Source organism: Mycobacterium sp. IDUB_21, assembly GCF_055419425.1.
In genome coordinates this window covers 71251-89281 of record NZ_JBVAXQ010000015.1, presented here as the reverse complement: position 1 = coordinate 89281, position 18031 = coordinate 71251, and the positions used below count along the sequence as shown (strand labels likewise).

General features: G+C 67.7%; 13 protein-coding genes and 1 pseudogene. 7 read left to right on the top strand and 7 right to left on the bottom strand.

The features are described from left to right. The first annotated feature begins 303 nt into the window (after window positions 1–303). The gene (locus tag ACZYY4_RS19775) at window positions 304–2652 is read left to right on the top strand and encodes a PEP/pyruvate-binding domain-containing protein (protein WP_463811745.1); all 2349 of its coding nucleotides are present in this window, start codon (window positions 304–306) and stop codon (window positions 2650–2652) included. Here the strand turns inward: ACZYY4_RS19775 and ACZYY4_RS19770 are convergent. From ACZYY4_RS19770 to ACZYY4_RS19760, 3 genes are all read right to left on the bottom strand, one after another. Then, complete coding sequence (locus ACZYY4_RS19770; protein WP_463811744.1) at window positions 2627–2863, bottom strand: DUF167 domain-containing protein; 237 nt, start codon at window positions 2861–2863, stop codon at window positions 2627–2629. The genes ACZYY4_RS19775 and ACZYY4_RS19770 overlap by 26 nt on opposite strands. 110 nt (window positions 2864–2973) lie before the next feature. Further along, complete coding sequence (locus ACZYY4_RS19765; RefSeq protein WP_463811743.1) at window positions 2974–4176, bottom strand: lipid-transfer protein; 1203 nt, start codon at window positions 4174–4176, stop codon at window positions 2974–2976. Next, window positions 4173–4616 carry a Zn-ribbon domain-containing OB-fold protein gene (locus tag ACZYY4_RS19760; RefSeq protein WP_463811742.1) on the bottom strand — a complete coding sequence of 148 codons (444 nt, stop codon included), beginning with the start codon at window positions 4614–4616 and terminating at the stop codon, window positions 4173–4175. Before ACZYY4_RS19760 ends, ACZYY4_RS19765 begins: the two co-directional genes overlap by 4 nt. Window positions 4617–4733: 117 nt before the next feature. Between ACZYY4_RS19760 and ACZYY4_RS19755 the strand changes: the two genes are divergently transcribed. After that, the gene (locus ACZYY4_RS19755) at window positions 4734–4916 is read left to right on the top strand and encodes a hypothetical protein (protein ID WP_463811741.1); all 183 of its coding nucleotides are present in this window, start codon (window positions 4734–4736) and stop codon (window positions 4914–4916) included. Next, window positions 4916–7684: a DNA polymerase I gene (polA, locus tag ACZYY4_RS19750; RefSeq protein ID WP_463811740.1), complete on the top strand. Its 2769-nt coding sequence runs from the start codon at window positions 4916–4918 to the stop codon at window positions 7682–7684. Before ACZYY4_RS19755 ends, polA begins: the two co-directional genes overlap by 1 nt. A 97-nt stretch (window positions 7685–7781) precedes the next feature. On the opposite strand, the gene ACZYY4_RS19745 is transcribed toward polA, so the two are convergent. Further along, window positions 7782–8909 carry a PrsW family intramembrane metalloprotease gene (locus ACZYY4_RS19745; RefSeq protein WP_463811788.1) on the bottom strand — a complete coding sequence of 376 codons (1128 nt, stop codon included), beginning with the start codon at window positions 8907–8909 and terminating at the stop codon, window positions 7782–7784. 175 nt (window positions 8910–9084) lie between these two features. On the opposite strand from ACZYY4_RS19745, the gene rpsA reads away from it, so the two are divergent. Both rpsA and coaE read left to right on the top strand, forming a co-directional pair. Continuing rightward, window positions 9085–10527 (top strand): 30S ribosomal protein S1, encoded by a 1443-nt coding sequence (gene rpsA / locus ACZYY4_RS19740; RefSeq protein ID WP_463811739.1) that lies wholly within the window; start codon window positions 9085–9087, stop codon window positions 10525–10527. Window positions 10528–10551: 24 nt separating this feature from the next. Continuing rightward, a pseudogene (coaE, locus tag ACZYY4_RS19735) lies at window positions 10552–11532 on the top strand (dephospho-CoA kinase); the annotation flags it as partial. A gap of 35 nt (window positions 11533–11567) precedes the next feature. Here the strand turns inward: coaE and ACZYY4_RS19730 are convergent. Together ACZYY4_RS19730 and ACZYY4_RS19725 are read right to left on the bottom strand one after the other, a co-directional pair. Next, window positions 11568–11993 (bottom strand): hypothetical protein, encoded by a 426-nt coding sequence (locus ACZYY4_RS19730; RefSeq protein ID WP_463811738.1) that lies wholly within the window; start codon window positions 11991–11993, stop codon window positions 11568–11570. A 14-nt stretch (window positions 11994–12007) separates the two neighbouring features. Further along, window positions 12008–12544 (bottom strand): ribonuclease FAU-1 family protein, encoded by a 537-nt coding sequence (locus ACZYY4_RS19725; RefSeq protein WP_463811737.1) that lies wholly within the window; start codon window positions 12542–12544, stop codon window positions 12008–12010. 102 nt (window positions 12545–12646) lie between these two features. On the opposite strand from ACZYY4_RS19725, the gene uvrB reads away from it, so the two are divergent. Both uvrB and ACZYY4_RS19715 read left to right on the top strand, forming a co-directional pair. Further along, on the top strand, window positions 12647–14818 hold the full coding sequence (uvrB, locus tag ACZYY4_RS19720) for an excinuclease ABC subunit UvrB (protein WP_463811736.1): 2172 nt from the start codon (window positions 12647–12649) through the stop codon (window positions 14816–14818). A gap of 79 nt (window positions 14819–14897) precedes the next feature. After that, on the top strand, window positions 14898–16313 hold the full coding sequence (locus ACZYY4_RS19715) for an MFS transporter (RefSeq protein WP_463811735.1): 1416 nt from the start codon (window positions 14898–14900) through the stop codon (window positions 16311–16313). A gap of 16 nt (window positions 16314–16329) precedes the next feature. Here ACZYY4_RS19715 and ACZYY4_RS19710 read toward each other — a convergent pair whose 3' ends face one another. After that, window positions 16330–17886, bottom strand: a complete 1557-nt coding sequence (locus ACZYY4_RS19710; protein WP_463811734.1) for a glycosyltransferase family 39 protein — start codon at window positions 17884–17886, stop codon at window positions 16330–16332. Window positions 17887–18031 lie beyond the last annotated feature (145 nt).

The window sequence follows — 18031 nt, the reverse complement described above, 5'->3', positions numbered from 1 at the left end:
CTGAAGATGCTGGTATTACAATATTTCCGATGGCTGGCGTGCGGATGTCCGATGTCGTGCATGGGGCTGTCGACAACCCTGGAGGTTCTCTTATTTATGAATGCATGTTGTAAATATGTCTGAGAATCCGTGCTGCAATGTCCAAGGAAACACGTATACGCTACGGGAGTCTCAGGTATTGGACGGGTTTCTACTAGCCCGGACCGAGGCTGAATTGATCGAGCGCGAAGCCGCTCGAGAGCACGACGAGGCGGATAGTTTGACGGTCATGGCGCCCGTGGACCGCATCGCGCAACCGGGCGCATGAGTACCGCGATCGTCAGGCCGCTCAGCGATCTCCGTGCGACCGATACCGCCTTCGGCGGCGGCAAGGGCGCCAATCTCGGCGAGCTGCTGGCCGCCGGACTACCAGTGCCCGAAGCGTTCGTGATCGGTGTGTCCGCCTATGCGAGAGCTGTCGCGGCGGGCGTCCGGGTCGAGTCGGTGCCGGCCGATGTCCGCGATGCGATCGCTGCGCATTACCGCGCCATGGGTGACGACGTCGCCGTGGCGGTCCGATCCTCGGCGGCGTCCGAGGACGCGGACGCCGCATCGCATGCGGGCATCTATGACACGCTGCTCGACGTTCGAGGTATCACGAAAGTGCTTGCAGCCATTGTCGAATGCTGGACATCGACGTGTTCTTCACGGGCCCGGCGTTACCGGAATACCCGCGGATTGGGCACAGTCGACACCGGGATGGCAGTCGTCATCCAGCGCCAGATCGCTCCGGTCTGCGGCGGCGTTGCCTTCACCGTGGACCCGCTGAACGGCAACGCGGAGCGGGTGATCATCGAGTTCGCCCGGGGCCACGTCGGCAAAGTGGTGGCCGGGTCGGTGACGCCCGGGCGCATCGTGGTGGACAAGACCAACTTGGTCGTCGTGGAGGCCAGAGCATCTTCAGCCGCTCAACCATTGTCCGACAGTCAGATTCGTACCATCGTGGACTGCGCGGTGCATATCGAGCGGCATTACGGGAGCCCGCAGGACATCGAGTGGGCCTTCGACGAGCAGGGACAGGCCTGGATTCTGCAGACCCGCCCGATCACCGCGATAGATGCCTTGCAGGCCAGAGAGCGCGCGGTGCAGTTCTACGAGCCGCCGAGGTCACCCGACAGCCGTTGGACTCGGGTGAACATCGCTGAAGCCCTACCCGGCGTGCCGGCTCCGCTCACGTGGTCGGTGTGGCGGCCGGGGCTCAGCGAGGGGCAGCGGCTATGCCAGGTTCAACTCGGCGTTGTACCCAAATACGAAGACCGGCCGCTGCCGTTCGTCACTCTCGCACGGGGCTGGCCGGTGCTGTCGGTAGATCTGATGTTGAGTCAGATCGCCCGGATTCCCGGGATGGATCCGAGTGCGTTCAGCGAGCAGATGCTCGGGGCCGCGGTCTCGGTGGACGCCGCACCGCTGAGGGCGCGTGTCGCGACGGCCATGCGGATGGCGACTCGTGCGCCGACCGCCCTGGCTGTGCAGAATCGGCGTCTTCGCGCTGTCAGCGCCTTCTCGCGCCAGGCGTGGCGGCGCGACGCCTGGCGCGTCCCGCAAGACCCGGTGGCGCTGCTGACCGAAGCCTCGGCGCGGTTCCAGCGGACCATGGTCATCCACGCATTGCAGACCTACGTGGCCCAGGGCCTTTACCAGGCTGTCGAGGAGGTCGCCGGTGGCCTGGCGATCGACCTGCTCTCCGGAGACGGTGAGCTTCCGGAGGCCTACCTGATCAGGGATCTGCAGCTGCTCGCCGACGGTGAGGTGTCCTTGGAGCAATTCCTTGCCGGACACGGCTTCCACGGACCCAACGAGGGGGAGCTGGCATCTGCGTCGTGGCGGCAGAACCCCGAACCGGTGCTGCACGCCGTGCGCATCTGGGCCGACGGCGAACCGTCCCGCGATCCGGTCGCTGCGTTGCAGGCCAGACGTGAGGAGCGACTTCGGGCAGATGCGGCATTGTGCGCATCTCTGCCGCCGCTGCGCCGCCGGGCGGTCACCCGCCTGATCGCCATGGCCCGCAGCGCCTTGGTCGGCCGGGAAGTGGGCAAGGCCGCGTTCCTGCAAGACCTCGATGTTGCGCGCCACGCGATCTCTTTCCTGGCGGAGGATGCGGTCTGGCACACGCTCGGCGAGCTCCAGGCGGACATTCGGCTGAGTCCGACCGATATCCTTGCCCGCCAACGAATCCGGTCCCAGTTCGCCGCGAACGAACCGCCGCTGTCGTTCGTCGGCGATCCGGGTGCGCGTCCACCCGGTGACGGTGCTCGCGTGCAGTCGCTCATCACCGGCATCGGTGTAAGCCCGGGCCGTGTTCGCGGACGGGCGCGCGTGGTGACCGACCCCGTCGCATCTGTCACCTTCGGCGCTGACGACGTGCTGATCGCACGGACCACCGACCCGTCATGGGTGGTGCGGTTCATGGCGGTGGCCGGCATGGCGATCGACGTGGGTGGGACGTTGTCACACGCCGCGATCATCGCCCGCGAACTCGGAGTGCCATGTGTGATCGGCACCGGCGACGGCACCCGGGTCATCCCCGACGGGGCGTTCGTGGAGATCGACGGCTCGGCCGGGACCGTGAAAATCCTCGACTCGCCGGCTAACGATCGATCCGGAACCGCTTGACCCGCGCGCCCGCGCCCGACGCCAGCTCCACGCGGCTGCGGGCCACCCCGAAATGCTCTGCCAGGACCCGGATGACGGCGGCGTTCGCCTTGCCGTCGACGGCCGGCTCACGCACATAGACCGTCAACTGGCCGTTGTCGTCGCTCTCCACCAGCGGGCCCTTGCGGCTGCCCGGCTTGACTTTGACGATGACGGTTTCGGTCTCGCCCATCGCAACAGGATCCCAGTGCCACGAGCGTGCATAGTTGCACGGCTCAACCCGGCGTGTCGCCGTACAAACACGCTCGCTCGCGGGGGAAGGGGGCTACCGCCGGGAAAAAACTACCGCGCGACGATCACCGACGAGCCGTGCCCGAACAGGCCCTGGTTGGCGGTGACACCGACCTTGGCCCCCTCGACCTGCCGGCCGGTGGCGGTCCCGCGCAGCTGCCAGGTCAGCTCACACACCTGGGCGATCGCCTGCGCCGGGATGGCTTCACCGAAGCAGGCCAGCCCGCCCGACGGGTTCACCGGAACGCGGCCGCCGATCGTCGTCGCGCCGCTGCGCAGCAGCTGCTCACCTTCGCCCTTGGGGCACAGGCCCAGGTGCTCGTACCAGTCCAGCTCCAGCGCGGTGGACAGGTCATAGACCTCGGCCAGGCTGACGTCCTCGGGGCCGATGCCGGCCTCGGCGTAGGCCGCATCCAGGATCTGGTCCTTGAACACCCGATCCGAACCCGGCACGACTGCAGTGGAATCCGTGGCGATATCCGGCAATTCGGGCAGATGCTGCGGGTACTGCGGGGTGACCGTGGACACCGCGCGCACCGACGGCACACCATCGAGTGAACCCAGGTGCTTGCGCGCGAAGTCCGCGCTGGCCACGATCAACGCGGCCGCCCCGTCGGAGGTGGCGCAGATGTCGAGCTGGCGCAGCGGGTCGGAGACCACCGGGCTGGCAAGCACGTCGGCGACCGCGGATTCCTTGCGGTAGCGGGCATTCGGGTTGGAAAGACCGTGCCGGGAGTTCTTCACCTTCACCTGGGCGAAGTCCTCGGAGGTGGCGCCGTAGAGATCCATCCGGCGGCGCGCCAGCAGCGCGAAGTACACCGGGTTCATCGCCCCGATCAAGTGGAAACGCTGCCAGTCCGGGTCGGCCTTGCGCTCACCGCCCACCGGGGCGAAGGCGCCCTTGGGGGTGGTGTCGGCGCCGATCACCAGTGCCACGTCGCAGAACCCGGCCAGGATCTGGGCCCGGGCGCTCTGCAGCGCCTGCGAACCCGACGCGCAGGCGGCGTAGCTCGAGGACACCGGAACCCCGTTCCAGCCCAGCTTCTGGGCGAACGTCGAACCGGCGATGAAGCCCGGATAGCCGTTGCGGATCGTGTCCGCGCCGGCGATGAACTGGATCTGCTGGGAGTCCAGGCCGGCCTCGGCCAGCGCGGCCCGGGCGGCGATGACCCCGTACTCGGTGAAGTCGCGGCCCCACTTGCCCCACGGATGCATGCCCGCACCCAGGATGTACAGCGGCTGGGGAGTGCTCATGCGCCCACCTTCTTCCACGCGTAGACGGTGCGCGTCACGCCGTCGTCGTCGGTGTAGAGCGGCATGGTGGTCAGCTCCATCTCCATGCCGACCGTCAGGTCCGCGGCAAGCGTGCCCTCGACCACCTTGCCCAGCACGATCAGGCCCTCATCGGCCAGTTCCACCGCGGCGATCGCGAACGGCTCGAACGGATCCGGCGCGGGGTAGGGCGCAGGCGGCGGGTAGCGGTTCTCGGTGTAGCTCCAGATCGTGCCGCGCCGTGACAACGCGGCCGGCTCCAGCACGTCGCCGTCGCAGGCCGGATTGGGGCAGTTGTTCTCCCGCGGCGGGAACACATAGGTGCCGCACTGCGGACACTTGGCGCCGATCAGGTGGGGAAGGCCGGCGTCGTCGGTGGCGAACCACCCGTCGATGGCGGGCTGCGAGGCTACATCTGGCACCTGGTCAGCGTACCCAACAACCGGGGCGAAACTGAAACGTGTTCCAGTTTTGCCGGGTCGATGAGCGCTCCGACCTAAAGGTGTCGTGGTCAGACGCGCAAATGGAGGGACTGGGGAATGGTGATCGTCGCGGGACATCTCATGGGCGATCCCGAACCGCGTCGACATCTTCGAACGTTGGGATCGCGGGCCGCGGTGGAGGCGTTCCGCGGCAGCGGACCCAGTGACGAGCGGGCTGCCGCGATCATCTCGGCCGCGGTGATCGAGTACGACGTCACCGGGGAGCGACCGCTGAGCTGATGTCCGCGGCAGTGCATAGAGTTGTCCCCGTGAGCCCAGCCCAGACCGCCCCGACCGACGCTGCGCAAGACACCCAGACCAAACCGACGCTGCTGCTTCTGGACGGAAACTCGCTGGCGTACCGGGCCTTCTACGCCCTGCCCGCGGAGAACTTCAAGACCCGCAGTGGCCTGACCACCAACGCCGTCTACGGGTTCACGGCCATGCTGATCAACCTGCTGCGCGACGAGACCCCCACCCACATCGCCGCCGCTTTCGACGTGTCACGGCAGACGTTCCGCTCCGAGCGCTTCCCGGAGTACAAGGCGACCCGCTCGGCCACTCCCGACGAGTTTCGCGGTCAGATCGACATCACCAAGGAAGTCCTGGCCGCGCTGGGCATCACCGCGCTGTCCGAGGCCGGCTATGAGGCCGACGACCTGATCGCCACGTTGGCCACCCAGGCCGACGCCGAGGGCTACCGGGTGCTGATAGTCACCGGTGATCGTGACGCGCTGCAACTGGTCAACGACAACGTGACCGTGCTCTACCCGCGCAAGGGCGTCAGCGACCTGACCCGGTTCACGCCCGAGGCCGTGGTGGAGAAATACGGCCTGACCCCACAGCAGTACCCGGACTTCGCCGCACTGCGCGGCGACCCCAGTGACAACCTGCCGGGCATCCCCGGGGTGGGGGAGAAGACCGCTTCGAAATGGATCGTCGAATACGGTTCGCTGCAGGGGCTGGTCGACAAGGTCGACACCGTCAAGGGCAAGGTCGGAGATTCGTTGCGCGCCAACCTGTCCAGCGTGATCCTCAACCGTGAACTCACCGATCTGGTGCGCGACGTGCCGCTGGCCCAGACGCCGGACACGCTGCGACTGGTGCCATGGGATCGCGAGCAGATCCACCAACTCTTCGATGACCTCGAGTTCCGGGTGCTGCGTGACCGGCTGTTCGAGACGCTGGCCGCGGTCGAGCCCGAGGCCGAGGAGGGCTTCGAGGTGCGCGGCGGCGCGCTGGAGCCGGGAGCCGTCGCGGCCTGGCTGGCCGACCATGCCGCCGACGGTCGGCGTGCCGGGCTGGCGGTCATCGGCACCCACCGCAGCTACGACAGCGACGCGACCGCGCTGGCGATCGCCACCGCCGACGGGGATGGCGGCTATGTCGACACCGCGACGTTGACCGCCGACGACGAGGCCGCACTGGGGGCCTGGCTTGCTGATACCGGCCAGCCCAAGGCGCTACACGAGGCGAAGCTGGCCACGCACGACCTGACCGGGCGCGGTTGGACGCTGGGCGGCGTCACCTCCGACACCGCTCTGGCCGCCTACCTGGTCCGGCCCGGCCAGCGCAGCTTCAGCCTCGACGATCTCTCGGTGCGGTATCTACGCCGCGAGCTGCGCGCCGAATCCAGTGAGCAGCAACAACTCTCGCTGCTCGACGACACCGACGGGGTCGACGACCAAGCGGTGCAGACCGCGATCCTGCGGGCGCGGGCCGTCGTCGACCTGGCCGACGCGCTGGACACCGAACTGGCCCGTATCGACTCCGGCACTCTGCTCGACGACATCGAGTTGCCGCTGCAGAGAGTGCTGGCCGAGATGGAGACCGCCGGGATCGGCGTCGACCTCGACCACCTGGGTCAGCTGCAGAGCCGGTTCGGCGACCAGATCCGCGACGCCGCCGAAGCCGCCTACGCGGTGATCGGCAAGCAGATCAACCTCGGCTCACCCAAGCAGTTGCAGGTGGTGCTCTTCGACGAGCTGGGCATGCCCAAGACCAAGAAGACCAAGACCGGTTACACCACCGACGCCGACGCGCTGCAGTCGCTGTTCGACAAGACGGGGCACCCGTTCCTGGAACACCTGCTGACCCACCGCGACGTCACCCGGCTGAAAGTGACCGTCGACGGATTGCTGAAATCGGTTGCCTCCGATGGCCGGATTCACACCACGCTGAATCAGACGATCGCGGCCACCGGGCGGCTGTCGTCGACCGAACCGAACCTGCAGAACATCCCGATCCGTACCGATGCCGGCCGCCAGATCCGGGATGGCTTCATTGTCGGTAGCGGAGGCGGCGTCGAGTACATCGAGTTGATGACGGTCGACTACAGCCAGATCGAGATGCGCATCATGGCTCACCTGTCGGCCGATGCGGGCCTGATCGAAGCTTTCAACACCGGCGAGGACCTGCACTCGTTCGTCGGGTCGCGGGCATTCGGCGTGCCGATCGACGAGGTGACCCCCGACATGCGCCGGCGGGTCAAGGCGATGTCCTACGGCCTGGCCTACGGGTTGAGCGCCTACGGGTTGTCTCAGCAGCTCAAGATCTCCACCGAAGAGGCCAAAGAGCAGATGGACGCCTACTTCGACCGGTTCGGCGGGGTGCGCGACTACCTGCACAACGTCGTCGAGCAGGCCCGCAAGGACGGCTACACCTCGACGGTGCTGGGCCGGCGGCGCTACCTGCCGGAGCTGGACAGCAGCAACCGCCAGCTGCGCGAGTCCGCCGAGCGCGCCGCGCTCAACGCGCCGATCCAGGGCAGCGCGGCCGACATCATCAAGGTCGCGATGATCGATGTCGATCAGGCATTGAAAGCCTCCGACCTGCGCTCGCGGATGCTGCTGCAGGTGCACGACGAGCTGCTGTTCGAGGTCGCCGACGGCGAACGCGAGCCGCTGGAGGCGCTGGTGCGCGACAAGATGGGCGGCGCCTACCAGCTCAGCGTCCCGCTGGAGGTCGCGGTCGGTTACGGGCGATCCTGGGACGCTGCCGCGCATTGACCCCATTCCTGGTTGACAGTGCACCCTGGGCGGTTTTCATCGGCGTGTCGCCGCCCTCGATGCACTGTCAACGGGAGCGGTGAACGCCCCCGGGACGCTACCTTCGCGCCGGCAGCGGTGAGCGGTAGCCGGCCATCGTGTGCAGCACCGGCGCCGCCGCCCGAGCGGCCACCAGTCCGTAGGCGTCCTCATGCTGGAGGGCGAACACCTCGGGGTCGCCGAAGCCGCGGTCGATGCGGTCGCGCACGAACGCCAACTCGACGACCTGGGCAGCGAACTTCTTCACGCTGCGGGCCGCGGGCTGACCCCCGACGCGTTTCGCTTCGCGGATCGCGTGCTTGCGGGCCCGGATAGACCCCAGCCAGGTCTCCTCGTTCGGGCTGATCAGACCGCCGACCACCATGGCAGGCAGTTTGGTGGCGACCAGGTGCTGCTCGTGCCGGCGACTCACGATGCCCAGCACCACCATCAGCAGGAACACCGGAACCATCCAGAACAGGTAGGTCGTCAGGAAGTATCGGGGGCCGCCCATCGCCAGGGACGCGTTCCACAGGGCGTGCATGCCCACCGCTGCGAGATAGCCGAGCAGGATCACGAAAGCCTTCGACCAGAAGCTGCGGCGGCGCAGCGCGAAGAACACCCCGATGCCCGTCATCGTGGTGAACAGCGGATGCGCGAACGGCCCGAAGATCAGCCGTGCGACGGCCACCGCGGCCATCTGGGACGGCGAGTCGGCGGGCGCGATGTAGACGATGTCTTCCATCCAGGCGAATCCCACCGCCGTGATGCCCGCGTAGACCATGCAGTCGGTCAGCGAATTCAGCTCGTGGCGCCGGCGGCCGGTCAGCATGATCAGCAGGAACAGGCCCTTGGCGGCCTCCTCGATGAACGGCGCCTGGATGGCCGCCATGTCGAAGGTCTTCGACACCAGCGGCCGCACCGTGGCCACCGACGACCCGAACGTCTCCAGTCCCACCGCCAGCACCACTGCGATCGACGCGCCCCACAGGAAGGCCAGCTGCAGCAGCCGGCGTGGCTCGGGCTCCCACCGGTCCAGCCACCGATAGCAGAACAGCACCACCAGCATCGCGATGCTGGCCAGGACCAGCGCGGTCAGCGTGCCGCCCGGGTTCGCCGCGGTGAACAACAGCAGCAGCAACGCGGTGAGGACACTGAGCAGGACGATGACGAACAGCGGCGCTCCAACCTTCCGGCGGTTCCGCATCTGACGCATAGCGACGCAGCGTAGACCACCGGTTTGTCCAGCGTGCAACGCGTCGAGTAGCCTCAACAGGTAGTCCTCGACTAGTCCTAGGCCAACGTCGTGGGCCACCGCATGCCCAGCGTGCGTGACAACACCCCGTCCCTACTACGCCACAGTGTCCGGAGCAACCCAACACATGCCAAGTCCCACCATCACCTCGCCGCAAGTAGCCATCAACGACATTGGCTCGGCTGAGGATTTTCTCGCTGCTATCGACAAGACGATCAAGTACTTCAACGATGGCGACATCGTGGAAGGGACGATCGTCAAGGTTGACCGGGACGAGGTCCTGCTCGACATCGGTTACAAGACCGAAGGGGTCATCCCCTCCCGCGAACTGTCCATCAAGCACGACGTCGACCCCCACGAGGTGGTGTCCGTCGGTGACGAGGTCGAGGCTCTGGTCCTGACCAAAGAGGACAAAGAGGGTCGGCTGATCCTGTCCAAGAAGCGCGCCCAGTACGAGCGCGCCTGGGGCACCATCGAAGAGCTCAAGGAGAAGGACGAGGCCGTCAAGGGCACCGTCATCGAGGTCGTCAAGGGCGGCCTGATCCTCGACATCGGGCTGCGCGGCTTCCTGCCCGCCTCACTGGTGGAGATGCGCCGGGTCCGTGACCTGCAGCCCTACATCGGTAAAGAGATCGAAGCCAAGATCATCGAGCTCGACAAGAACCGCAACAACGTGGTGCTTTCCCGTCGCGCCTGGCTGGAGCAGACCCAGTCCGAGGTGCGCAGCGAGTTCCTCAACCAGCTGCAGAAGGGCGCCGTCCGCAAGGGCGTGGTGTCCTCGATCGTCAACTTCGGCGCGTTCGTCGACCTGGGCGGGGTGGACGGCCTGGTGCACGTCTCCGAGCTGTCCTGGAAGCACATCGACCACCCGTCCGAGGTGGTTCAGGTAGGCGACGAGGTCACCGTGGAGGTGCTCGACGTCGACATGGACCGCGAGCGGGTTTCGTTGTCGCTCAAGGCCACTCAGGAAGACCCGTGGCGCCACTTCGCCCGTACCCACGCGATCGGCCAGATCGTGCCGGGCAAGGTCACCAAGCTGGTGCCGTTCGGTGCGTTCGTCCGCGTCGAGGAGGGCATCGAGGGCCTGGTGCACATCTCCGAGCTGGCTGAGCAGCACGTCGAGGTGCCCGACCAGGTGGTCGCGGTCGGCGACGACGCCATGGTCAAGGTCATCGACATCGACCTGGACCGCCGCCGGATCTCGCTGAGCCTCAAGCAGGCCAACGAGGACTACACCGAGGAGTTCGACCCCTCGAAGTACGGCATGGCCGACAGCTACGACGAGCAGGGCAACTACATCTTCCCCGAGGGCTTCGACGCCGAGACCAACGAGTGGATCGAGGGTTTCGACAAGCAGCGGACCGAGTGGGAGGCCCGCTACGCCGAGGCCGAGCGCCGGCACAAGATGCACACCGCGCAGATCGAGAAGTTCGCCGCCGCCGAGCACGCCGAGCCCTCGCGCTCCGGCGCCAACGGCTCGCACCGCGACGACGCACCGGCCGGCGGTTCGCTGGCCAGCGACGAGCAGCTCGCCGCGCTGCGGGAGAAGCTCGCCGGTAACAGCGCCTAATCGCGCCCGGCGACAGGGGCGCAGATGCTGCGTATCGGTCTGACCGGTGGTATCGGCGCGGGTAAGTCGACGGTGTCGGCCACCTTCAGCCGGTACGGCGCCATCGTCGTCGACGGCGACGTCATCGCCCGTGAAGTGGTGGAACCCGGTACCGAGGGCCTGACCGCATTGGTCGAGGCCTTCGGGCCGGGGATCCTGCTACCGGACGGGGCACTGGACCGTCCGGCGCTGGCCGCGATCGCCTTCAGCGACGACGACAAGCGGGCGACGCTGAACGGAATCGTGCACCCACTGGTGGCGCGGCGCCGCAGCGAATTGATCGCAATGGCGTCGGATGATGCCGAGAACCCAGCGATCATCGTCGAGGACATCCCACTGCTGGTCGAGTCGCAGATGGCGCCGATGTTCCCGCTGGTGATCGTGGTGCACGCCGACGTCGAAGTCCGGGTGGCCCGGCTCCTGCAATACCGGGGCATGCCCGAGGACGACGCGCGGGCACGTGTCGCCGCGCAGGCCACCGAGCCGCAGCGCCGCGCGGTCGCCGACGTCTGGCTGGACAACTCCGGGGACCCCGACGACCTGGCGGCGCAGGCGCTGCAGTTGTGGCAGCAGCGCATCCAGCCGTTCGCCGACAACCTCGCGGCCCACCGCACCGTGCCGTCGCCGACGCAGTCGGTGCCGGCCGATCCGACCTGGCCCGACCAGGCGCAGCGGATTCTGGCCCGGCTGCGGACCACGTGCGGGCACCGGGCGCTGCGCGTCGACCATGTCGGTCCCACCGCGGTGCCCGGGCGCGACGCCCCGGATGTCATCGACGTTCAGCTCACGGTGGAATCCCTCACCGTCGCAGACGAACTCGCCGAGCCTCTGCTGGCCGCGGGTTACCCCCGGGTCGCGGCGATCACCGCCGACCCGCCCGCCGGCCCCGATGACGATCCGGCGTTGTGGGAGAAACGGCTTCACGGCTCCGCAGATCCGGGGCGGCCCACCAACATCCATCTGCGGCGGGCCGACGAGACCGACTGACGGCCTTAAGGCCGTCAGGCCATGCTGCTGATCAGGGCGCCGCACAGCATCGCGCCGTTGCGCGGGTCGCTGCTGTCCTTCCAAGTGGTGATGTAGCGGTCGCTCTTCACCGCGACGGTGTCGTCCACGTGGATCTCGCAGTGCACATTCGCCGCGGCCGGCCAGCGCAGCCGGATCACCATGCCGGCCTTGCTCGGATCGGACAGCACCGCGTTGGCCTCGAACGGTGAGCCGAAGGCATCGATGTCGCCGCTGGCGGTCTGGTAGTCGTTGAGCATGAAGGTGGCCACACTGCCGCTGGTCCAGGCGTCGACCCGCGCGATATAGGTGACGTTGTGCAGCTCGTCGGCTGCCGCTGCCGGCACCGGGATCAGCTGACCGCATCCCAGCAGGGCCGCGGTCGTCGCGGTGGCGACACCGATTCGCAGGTTGGCTTTCATCTTGACGAGATTACCTAACTTTTCGGTGGCGACCCGGAAAGCCCGTCGCTGACCGGCCAGGACACCGGCATGCCCAGGCCGGTCAGCCAGCGCGAAAGGTCGTGGCCGTTGCGGGCCAGGCCGTCGACGGCGGCGACGGCGCGGGCGACCGCCTGCTCGGCGTCTTCCTGACTGAGCAGGCCCTCTCGCACGGCGACCATCAGCTCGTCGATGTCGGTGAGCTCGACGTCGCGCCCGGTGCGCACCACCAGGTCCAGATAGTGGTCCCGGGAGCGCCACAGTGCCGGCCCCGGGGTGTAGTCGCCGACGTCGAGATAGAAGTCCTGGTCACGTTCGTGGCCCGGGTTGAAGTGGAAGACAGTCGCGCGCAGCCCCAGGGTGGGCAGCAGCCACGACTCCAGGTAGTGGAACTGGGCCCGGCCCGGGGTGGGTCGGGCCAGGTAGAGGCCCCACGGCTGCACGGTATAGACGTCGACGTCTCGCACCACCCCTTTCGGGTCGGTGTTGGTGTACGCGACCAGGTCGAACGTCTCGTGTTTGGGTGGATGCACCGCTGACCGCCTCTCCCTGTCAGACACCCAGACTATTGCCCGGCTCCTCCTCATCGCGCTGGCGCGCTCTGCATCGTCGGTCGGGCGGCTTACCCTGGGTTCGTGGCTTTCGCAACGGAACACCCCGTCGTCGCGCATTCGGAGTACCGGCCGCCCGCCGACGCTGTCGAAGGCGTCGTGCGGGCCGGTGGCCGTTTCGACGTCGTCAGTGAATATCAGCCGGCCGGTGACCAGCCGACCGCCATCGCCGACCTGGAACGGCGCATCCTGGCGGGGGAGAAGGACGTGGTGCTGCTCGGCGCCACCGGCACCGGTAAGTCGGCCACCGCGGCCTGGCTGATCGAACGGCTGCAGCGGCCCACCCTGGTGATGGCCCCGAACAAGACGCTCGCTGCGCAGCTCGCCAATGAGCTCCGAGAGATGTTGCCGCACAACGCCGTCGAATACTTCGTCTCCTACTACGACTACTACCAGCCGGAGGCGTACATCGCGCAGACCGACACTTACATCGAGAAGGACAGCTCCATCAACGACGACGTGGAGCGGCTGCGTCATTCGGCGACCTCGAGCCTGCTGTCGCGGCGCGATGTGGTGGTGGTGGCGTCGGTGTCGTGCATCTACGGTCTGGGCACCCCGCAGTCCTATCTGGACCGCTCGGTCGAGCTGCAGGTCGGTGCCGAGGTGCCGCGCGACGGCCTGCTGCGGCTGCTGGTCGACGTCCAGTACAGCCGCAACGACATGTCGTTCACCCGCGGCTCGTTCCGGGTGCGCGGCGACACCGTCGAGATCATCCCGTCCTATGAGGAGCTCGCCGTCCGCATCGAGTACTTCGGCGACGAGATCGAGGCGCTGTATTACCTGCATCCGCTCACCGGGGACGTGGTGCGCAAGGTTGATTCGCTGCGGATCTTCCCGGCCACCCACTATGTGGCCGGCCCGGAGCGGATGACGCAGGCGATCTCCACCATCGAGGAGGAACTGACCGCCCGGCTCGACGAGCTGGAAGGCCACGGCAAGCTGCTGGAGGCCCAGCGACTGCGGATGCGCACCAACTACGACATCGAGATGATGCGCCAGGTGGGCTTCTGCTCGGGCATCGAGAACTATTCGCGCCACATCGACGGTCGCGGGGCCGGCACACCCCCGGCGACCCTGCTGGACTACTTCCCGGAGGACTTCCTGCTCGTCATCGACGAGTCGCACGTGACCGTGCCGCAGATCGGCGGCATGTATGAGGGCGACATGTCGCGCAAGCGCAACCTGGTCGAGTTCGGCTTCCGGCTCCCGTCAGCCTGCGACAATCGGCCCCTGACCTGGGAGGAGTTCGCCGACCGGATCGGGCAGACGGTCTACATGTCGGCCACCCCCGGGCCCTACGAGCTGGCCCAGGCGCAAGGCGAGTTCGTCGAGCAGGTGATCCGCCCGACCGGCCTGGTCGACCCGAAAGTGGTGGTCAAACCCACCAAGGGGCAGATCGACGACCTGATCGCCGAGATCCGGCAACGGGCCGAGGCCGACGAGCGGGTCCTGGTGACCACGCTGACCAAGAAGATGGCCGAAGACCTCACCGACTACCTGCTGGAGATGGGGATCCGGGTGCGCTACCTACACTCCGAGGTCGACACGCTGCGCCGGGTAGAGCTGCTGCGTCAGCTGCGGCTCGGCGACTACGACGTCCTGATCGGGATCAACCTGCTGCGGGAGGGCCTCGACCTCCCGGAGGTGTCGTTGGTGTCGATTCTCGACGCCGACAAAGAGGGCTTCCTGCGCTCAACCCGCAGCCTGATCCAGACCATCGGCCGGGCCGCCCGCAACGTCTCCGGCGAAGTGCACATGTACGCCGACAAGATCACCGACTCGATGCGGGAGGCCATCGACGAGACCGAACGACGCCGGGCCAAGCAGGTCGCCTACAACGAGGCGAAGGGTATCGACCCGCAGCCGCTGCGCAAGAAGATCGCCGACATCCTCGACCAGGTGTACCGGGAGGCGGCCGACAGTGAGACTGTCGAAATCGCCGGGTCGGGGCGCAATGCCTCCCGTGGGCGGCGCGCGCAGGGCGAGCCGGGCCGGGCGGTAAGTGCCGGGGTGTTCGAGGGCCGCGACACCGCGGCCATGCCGCGCGCCGAACTGGCCGACCTGATCAAGGACCTCACCGAGCAGATGATGAACGCGGCCCGTGACTTGCAATTCGAGCTCGCCGCGCGAATCCGCGATGAGATCGCCGACCTCAAGAAGGAATTGCGGGGTATGGACGCGGCCGGGATCAAGTGACGCGCCAGCACGGGGTGCATTTTCGCGTGTTGTGGGGATCCGTGATTGACTGCAAGTGGTGGTGGATCTGACTGAAGCGGTGACAACCGACTCCGCTGTAAACGCTGGCAGCTGGCGCGAGCTGCTCGGAAAGCGGTACCTGGGCACCTCGGCCGTGCTGGCCGGGGGCGTGGCCCTGTACGCGACCAACGAGTTCCTGACGGTCAGCCTGTTGCCCAGCACCGTCAGAGACATCGGCGGTGAGCGGTTTTACTCCTGGGTGACCACGCTGTATCTGGTCGGGTCGGTGCTCGCCGCTGCGGCAGCCAACCCGGTGCTGGTCCGGATCGGTTCCCGGTCGTCCTACCTGCTGGGACTGCTGGCGTTCGGCGCCGGCGGCGTGGTGTGCGCTATGGCTCCCCAGATGGAGGTCCTGCTGGTCGGCCGAACCCTGCAGGGCATGGGCGGTGGCCTATTGGCCGGCCTGGGCTACGCGCTGATCAACGCGGTCCTACCCAGCTGGCTGTGGACCCGGGCGTCGGGGCTGGTATCGGCCATGTGGGGTGTCGGCACCCTGGTCGGGCCGGCGGCCGGTGGTTTGTTCGCCCAGTTCGGCCTCTGGCGGTGGGCATTCGGTGTCATGGTGGTGCTGTCCGGGGTGATGGCCGCGGCGGTGACGGTGGTGATGCCGGCGAGCCGCGGCGGCCACCGGGGCGAAGCCATGAAGATTCCGGTGCGCTCGCTGCTGTTGCTGGGTGCGGCCGCACTGGCGGTCAGTGTTGCGCAGTTGCCGCGCAGCCTCTTCGGTGCGGCCGCTCTGCTGGTCGCCGGCGGGGCCCTGCTGTGGGTGTTCCTGGTCCTGGATCGGCGCTCGTCGGCGGCGGTGCTGCCGCCCAGCGCCTTCCACCCGGGTCGGGAGAAGTGGATCTACGTGACGTTGGGCCTGCTGATGGCCACTACCAAGGCCAACCTGTACATCCCACTGCTCGGGCAGCGGTTGGCCCACCTGCCGCCGGTGATGGCCGGATTCCTGGGCGCCGCGCTGTCCACCGGCTGGACGATCAGCGAGATCGCCAGTGCTTCGGTCAGCAAGGTGCGGGTGGTCATCGGGCTGGTGATCAGCACACCGCTGGTGATGTCGGCCGGTCTGGCAGTGGTTGCGTTCACCCGGATGAACCACTACAACCCCACCGCGGTCGGTGCGATCTGGGCGATAGCGTTGCTGGTCGTCGGGATCGGCGTCGGCGCCGGCTGGCCACATCTGTCGGCGTGGGCGATGAGCTGCGTCGACGATCCCGCCGAGGGTGGTACGGCCGCCGCCGCGATCAACACCGTGGCGCTGATCGGCGGGGCGTTCGGTGCGGGCTTCGCCGGCCTGGTGGTCAACACCGCCATCGAGACCGGTCTGCCGGCGGCCCGCTGGTTGTTCGCGATCTTCGCTGCCATGGCCGCCCTGGGGTGCGTGGTGGCCTATCGGGCCGCCCGCGGTGCCGATCCGCTGGTCCCCGGCGCCTGAGGGGGGTCTTGCCGGTTCACCGGGTGGACTTGATCACTTGGGAGTAGGTGAACTGCCAGCGTTCGATGACGTGGAAGCCCAGCTGGCGCAGTACCCGGCCGTCGGGCGTTCGGGCGAACCGTGTGCCCACCGGCAGCATCGCCGCAACCTGATGGGCCGGCAGGGAACGGTCGTGATCGGTGATCGTCCAGATCGCCGGGCAGCCGGTGAGCTGATCGGCCAGGGCCCACACCGCCAAGTGCCCGTCCCAGAGCCGGCCCAGACTCTGCCGGCGCGGCCCCAGGCCCGGATCCTGCAGCTTGGCGAACGTCGCGGGCCGCCCGGCCGGCAGCGCCCGGATCGGGCCGGGCATCCACCTGGTGGTGTTGTCGACCAGCAGGCAGTCCCCGGGCCGGGCGTGCGCGTCGATCACGTCGGCCACCGCGCTGTAGTCCCAGCCTTCCTTGGTGTACCGATCACGCTGATTGACAACGTAATTGGGCGCCGCTGCGATGACCAGTAACGCGACGACGCCGGCGACGGCGCGCCGCGACCCGGCGATCGTGGTGACGGCAACGGCCAACAGAATCGCCATCGCGGGTGCCGTGCAGATCAGGTATCGGGGGTAGTAGATGGGTTTCACCATCGCCGAATAGGCCACGCTGGCCACGGTGGGGATGATCAGCCAGGCGGCGCACAGGATCACCAGCTGTCGTGAGTCGTCGGCGGGCGCCGGGCGGGCCCCGGTCCGAACGGCGATGGCCGCGGCGGCGATCAGCAGCCAAGACAGGATCGCGAACGGCACGCTCTTGTCGAAGAATTGCTGCTGCGCGATTTCGATGACGGTGTGCGGGTTCAGCGGGTCGATCCACGCGACCTGCCAGATCTGTCGCTGACTGAACCACAGGAACGGGGCCAGCACCGCCAGCGCGACACCGACCGTGGCCGCAAAACGCCGCTTCGCCGAGCGTTCGCCTCCGGGCACCCACAGCATGACCGCATGCACCGCCACCATCAGCACCGTGAAGGTGTTCAGCAGCGTCGACGCCACCAGGGCCACGCCGTAACCCGCCCACCGCGCCCCGGTGTTCCGGCGCGCGGCGCTCACCCACAGCACGGTGAGCCAGACCGCGGCCATCGCCGCGAACGCATACGGGCGCGCTTCGACGCCGGCCCACGTCATCCGCGGGAGTACCGCATACAGCACGCCTGCGCACACCGACACCCGCCGGTCGGCGAACCGGCGAGACAAGACGACCACGCCGGCGGCCCCGACGCCGACTGCCAGGCAGCTGGGCAACCGCGCCCAGAATTCGGTGGCCGGAAAGACGCTGAACCAGCCGTGCATGAACAGGTAGTACAGGCCGTGCACCGCATCGATGTGGGTCAACAGGCGCCACAGCTCGGGCAGAGACCGATGCGTCGACGCCGAGATCGTGGCCGCCTCGTCGAACCACAACGACGGCCGGCTCGCCCCGATGCCGCTGATCACCGTCGCCAGCACCGCGATCACGAGCGCATCCGGCGACTTCCGCCGGCGGCGTAGCGGCTCGGCCGCCGTGCTCACCGGGGCTGGGGTCAGTACCAGGCTCAACGACGTGCGCTATCGCTCGGTGTGCAGGCCATGGCATCCCACGACATCTCACGCTACCGCTCAGCGCACGGTGTCAGCCACGTCACGACGGGCGTGAAACCCGGTTTCGGGGCCGGTCAGGGCCGATGTGTGTGCAGGGACGCAG

What these genes read in the sequence shown, in the direction of transcription:
- ACZYY4_RS19775 (WP_463811745.1), top strand. Translation starts at nt 304, where the DNA reads ATGAGTACCGCGATCGTCAGGCCGCTCAGCGATCTCCGTGCGACCGAT.
- ACZYY4_RS19770 (WP_463811744.1), bottom strand. Translation starts at nt 2,863, where the DNA reads ATGGGCGAGACCGAAACCGTCATCGTCAAAGTCAAGCCGGGCAGCCGC.
- ACZYY4_RS19765 (WP_463811743.1), bottom strand. Translation starts at nt 4,176, where the DNA reads ATGAGCACTCCCCAGCCGCTGTACATCCTGGGTGCGGGCATGCATCCG.
- ACZYY4_RS19755 (WP_463811741.1), top strand. Translation starts at nt 4,734, where the DNA reads ATGGTGATCGTCGCGGGACATCTCATGGGCGATCCCGAACCGCGTCGA.
- polA (WP_463811740.1), top strand. Translation starts at nt 4,916, where the DNA reads ATGTCCGCGGCAGTGCATAGAGTTGTCCCCGTGAGCCCAGCCCAGACC.
- ACZYY4_RS19745 (WP_463811788.1), bottom strand. Translation starts at nt 8,909, where the DNA reads ATGCGGAACCGCCGGAAGGTTGGAGCGCCGCTGTTCGTCATCGTCCTG.
- rpsA (WP_463811739.1), top strand. Translation starts at nt 9,085, where the DNA reads ATGCCAAGTCCCACCATCACCTCGCCGCAAGTAGCCATCAACGACATT.
- ACZYY4_RS19730 (WP_463811738.1), bottom strand. Translation starts at nt 11,993, where the DNA reads ATGAAAGCCAACCTGCGAATCGGTGTCGCCACCGCGACGACCGCGGCC.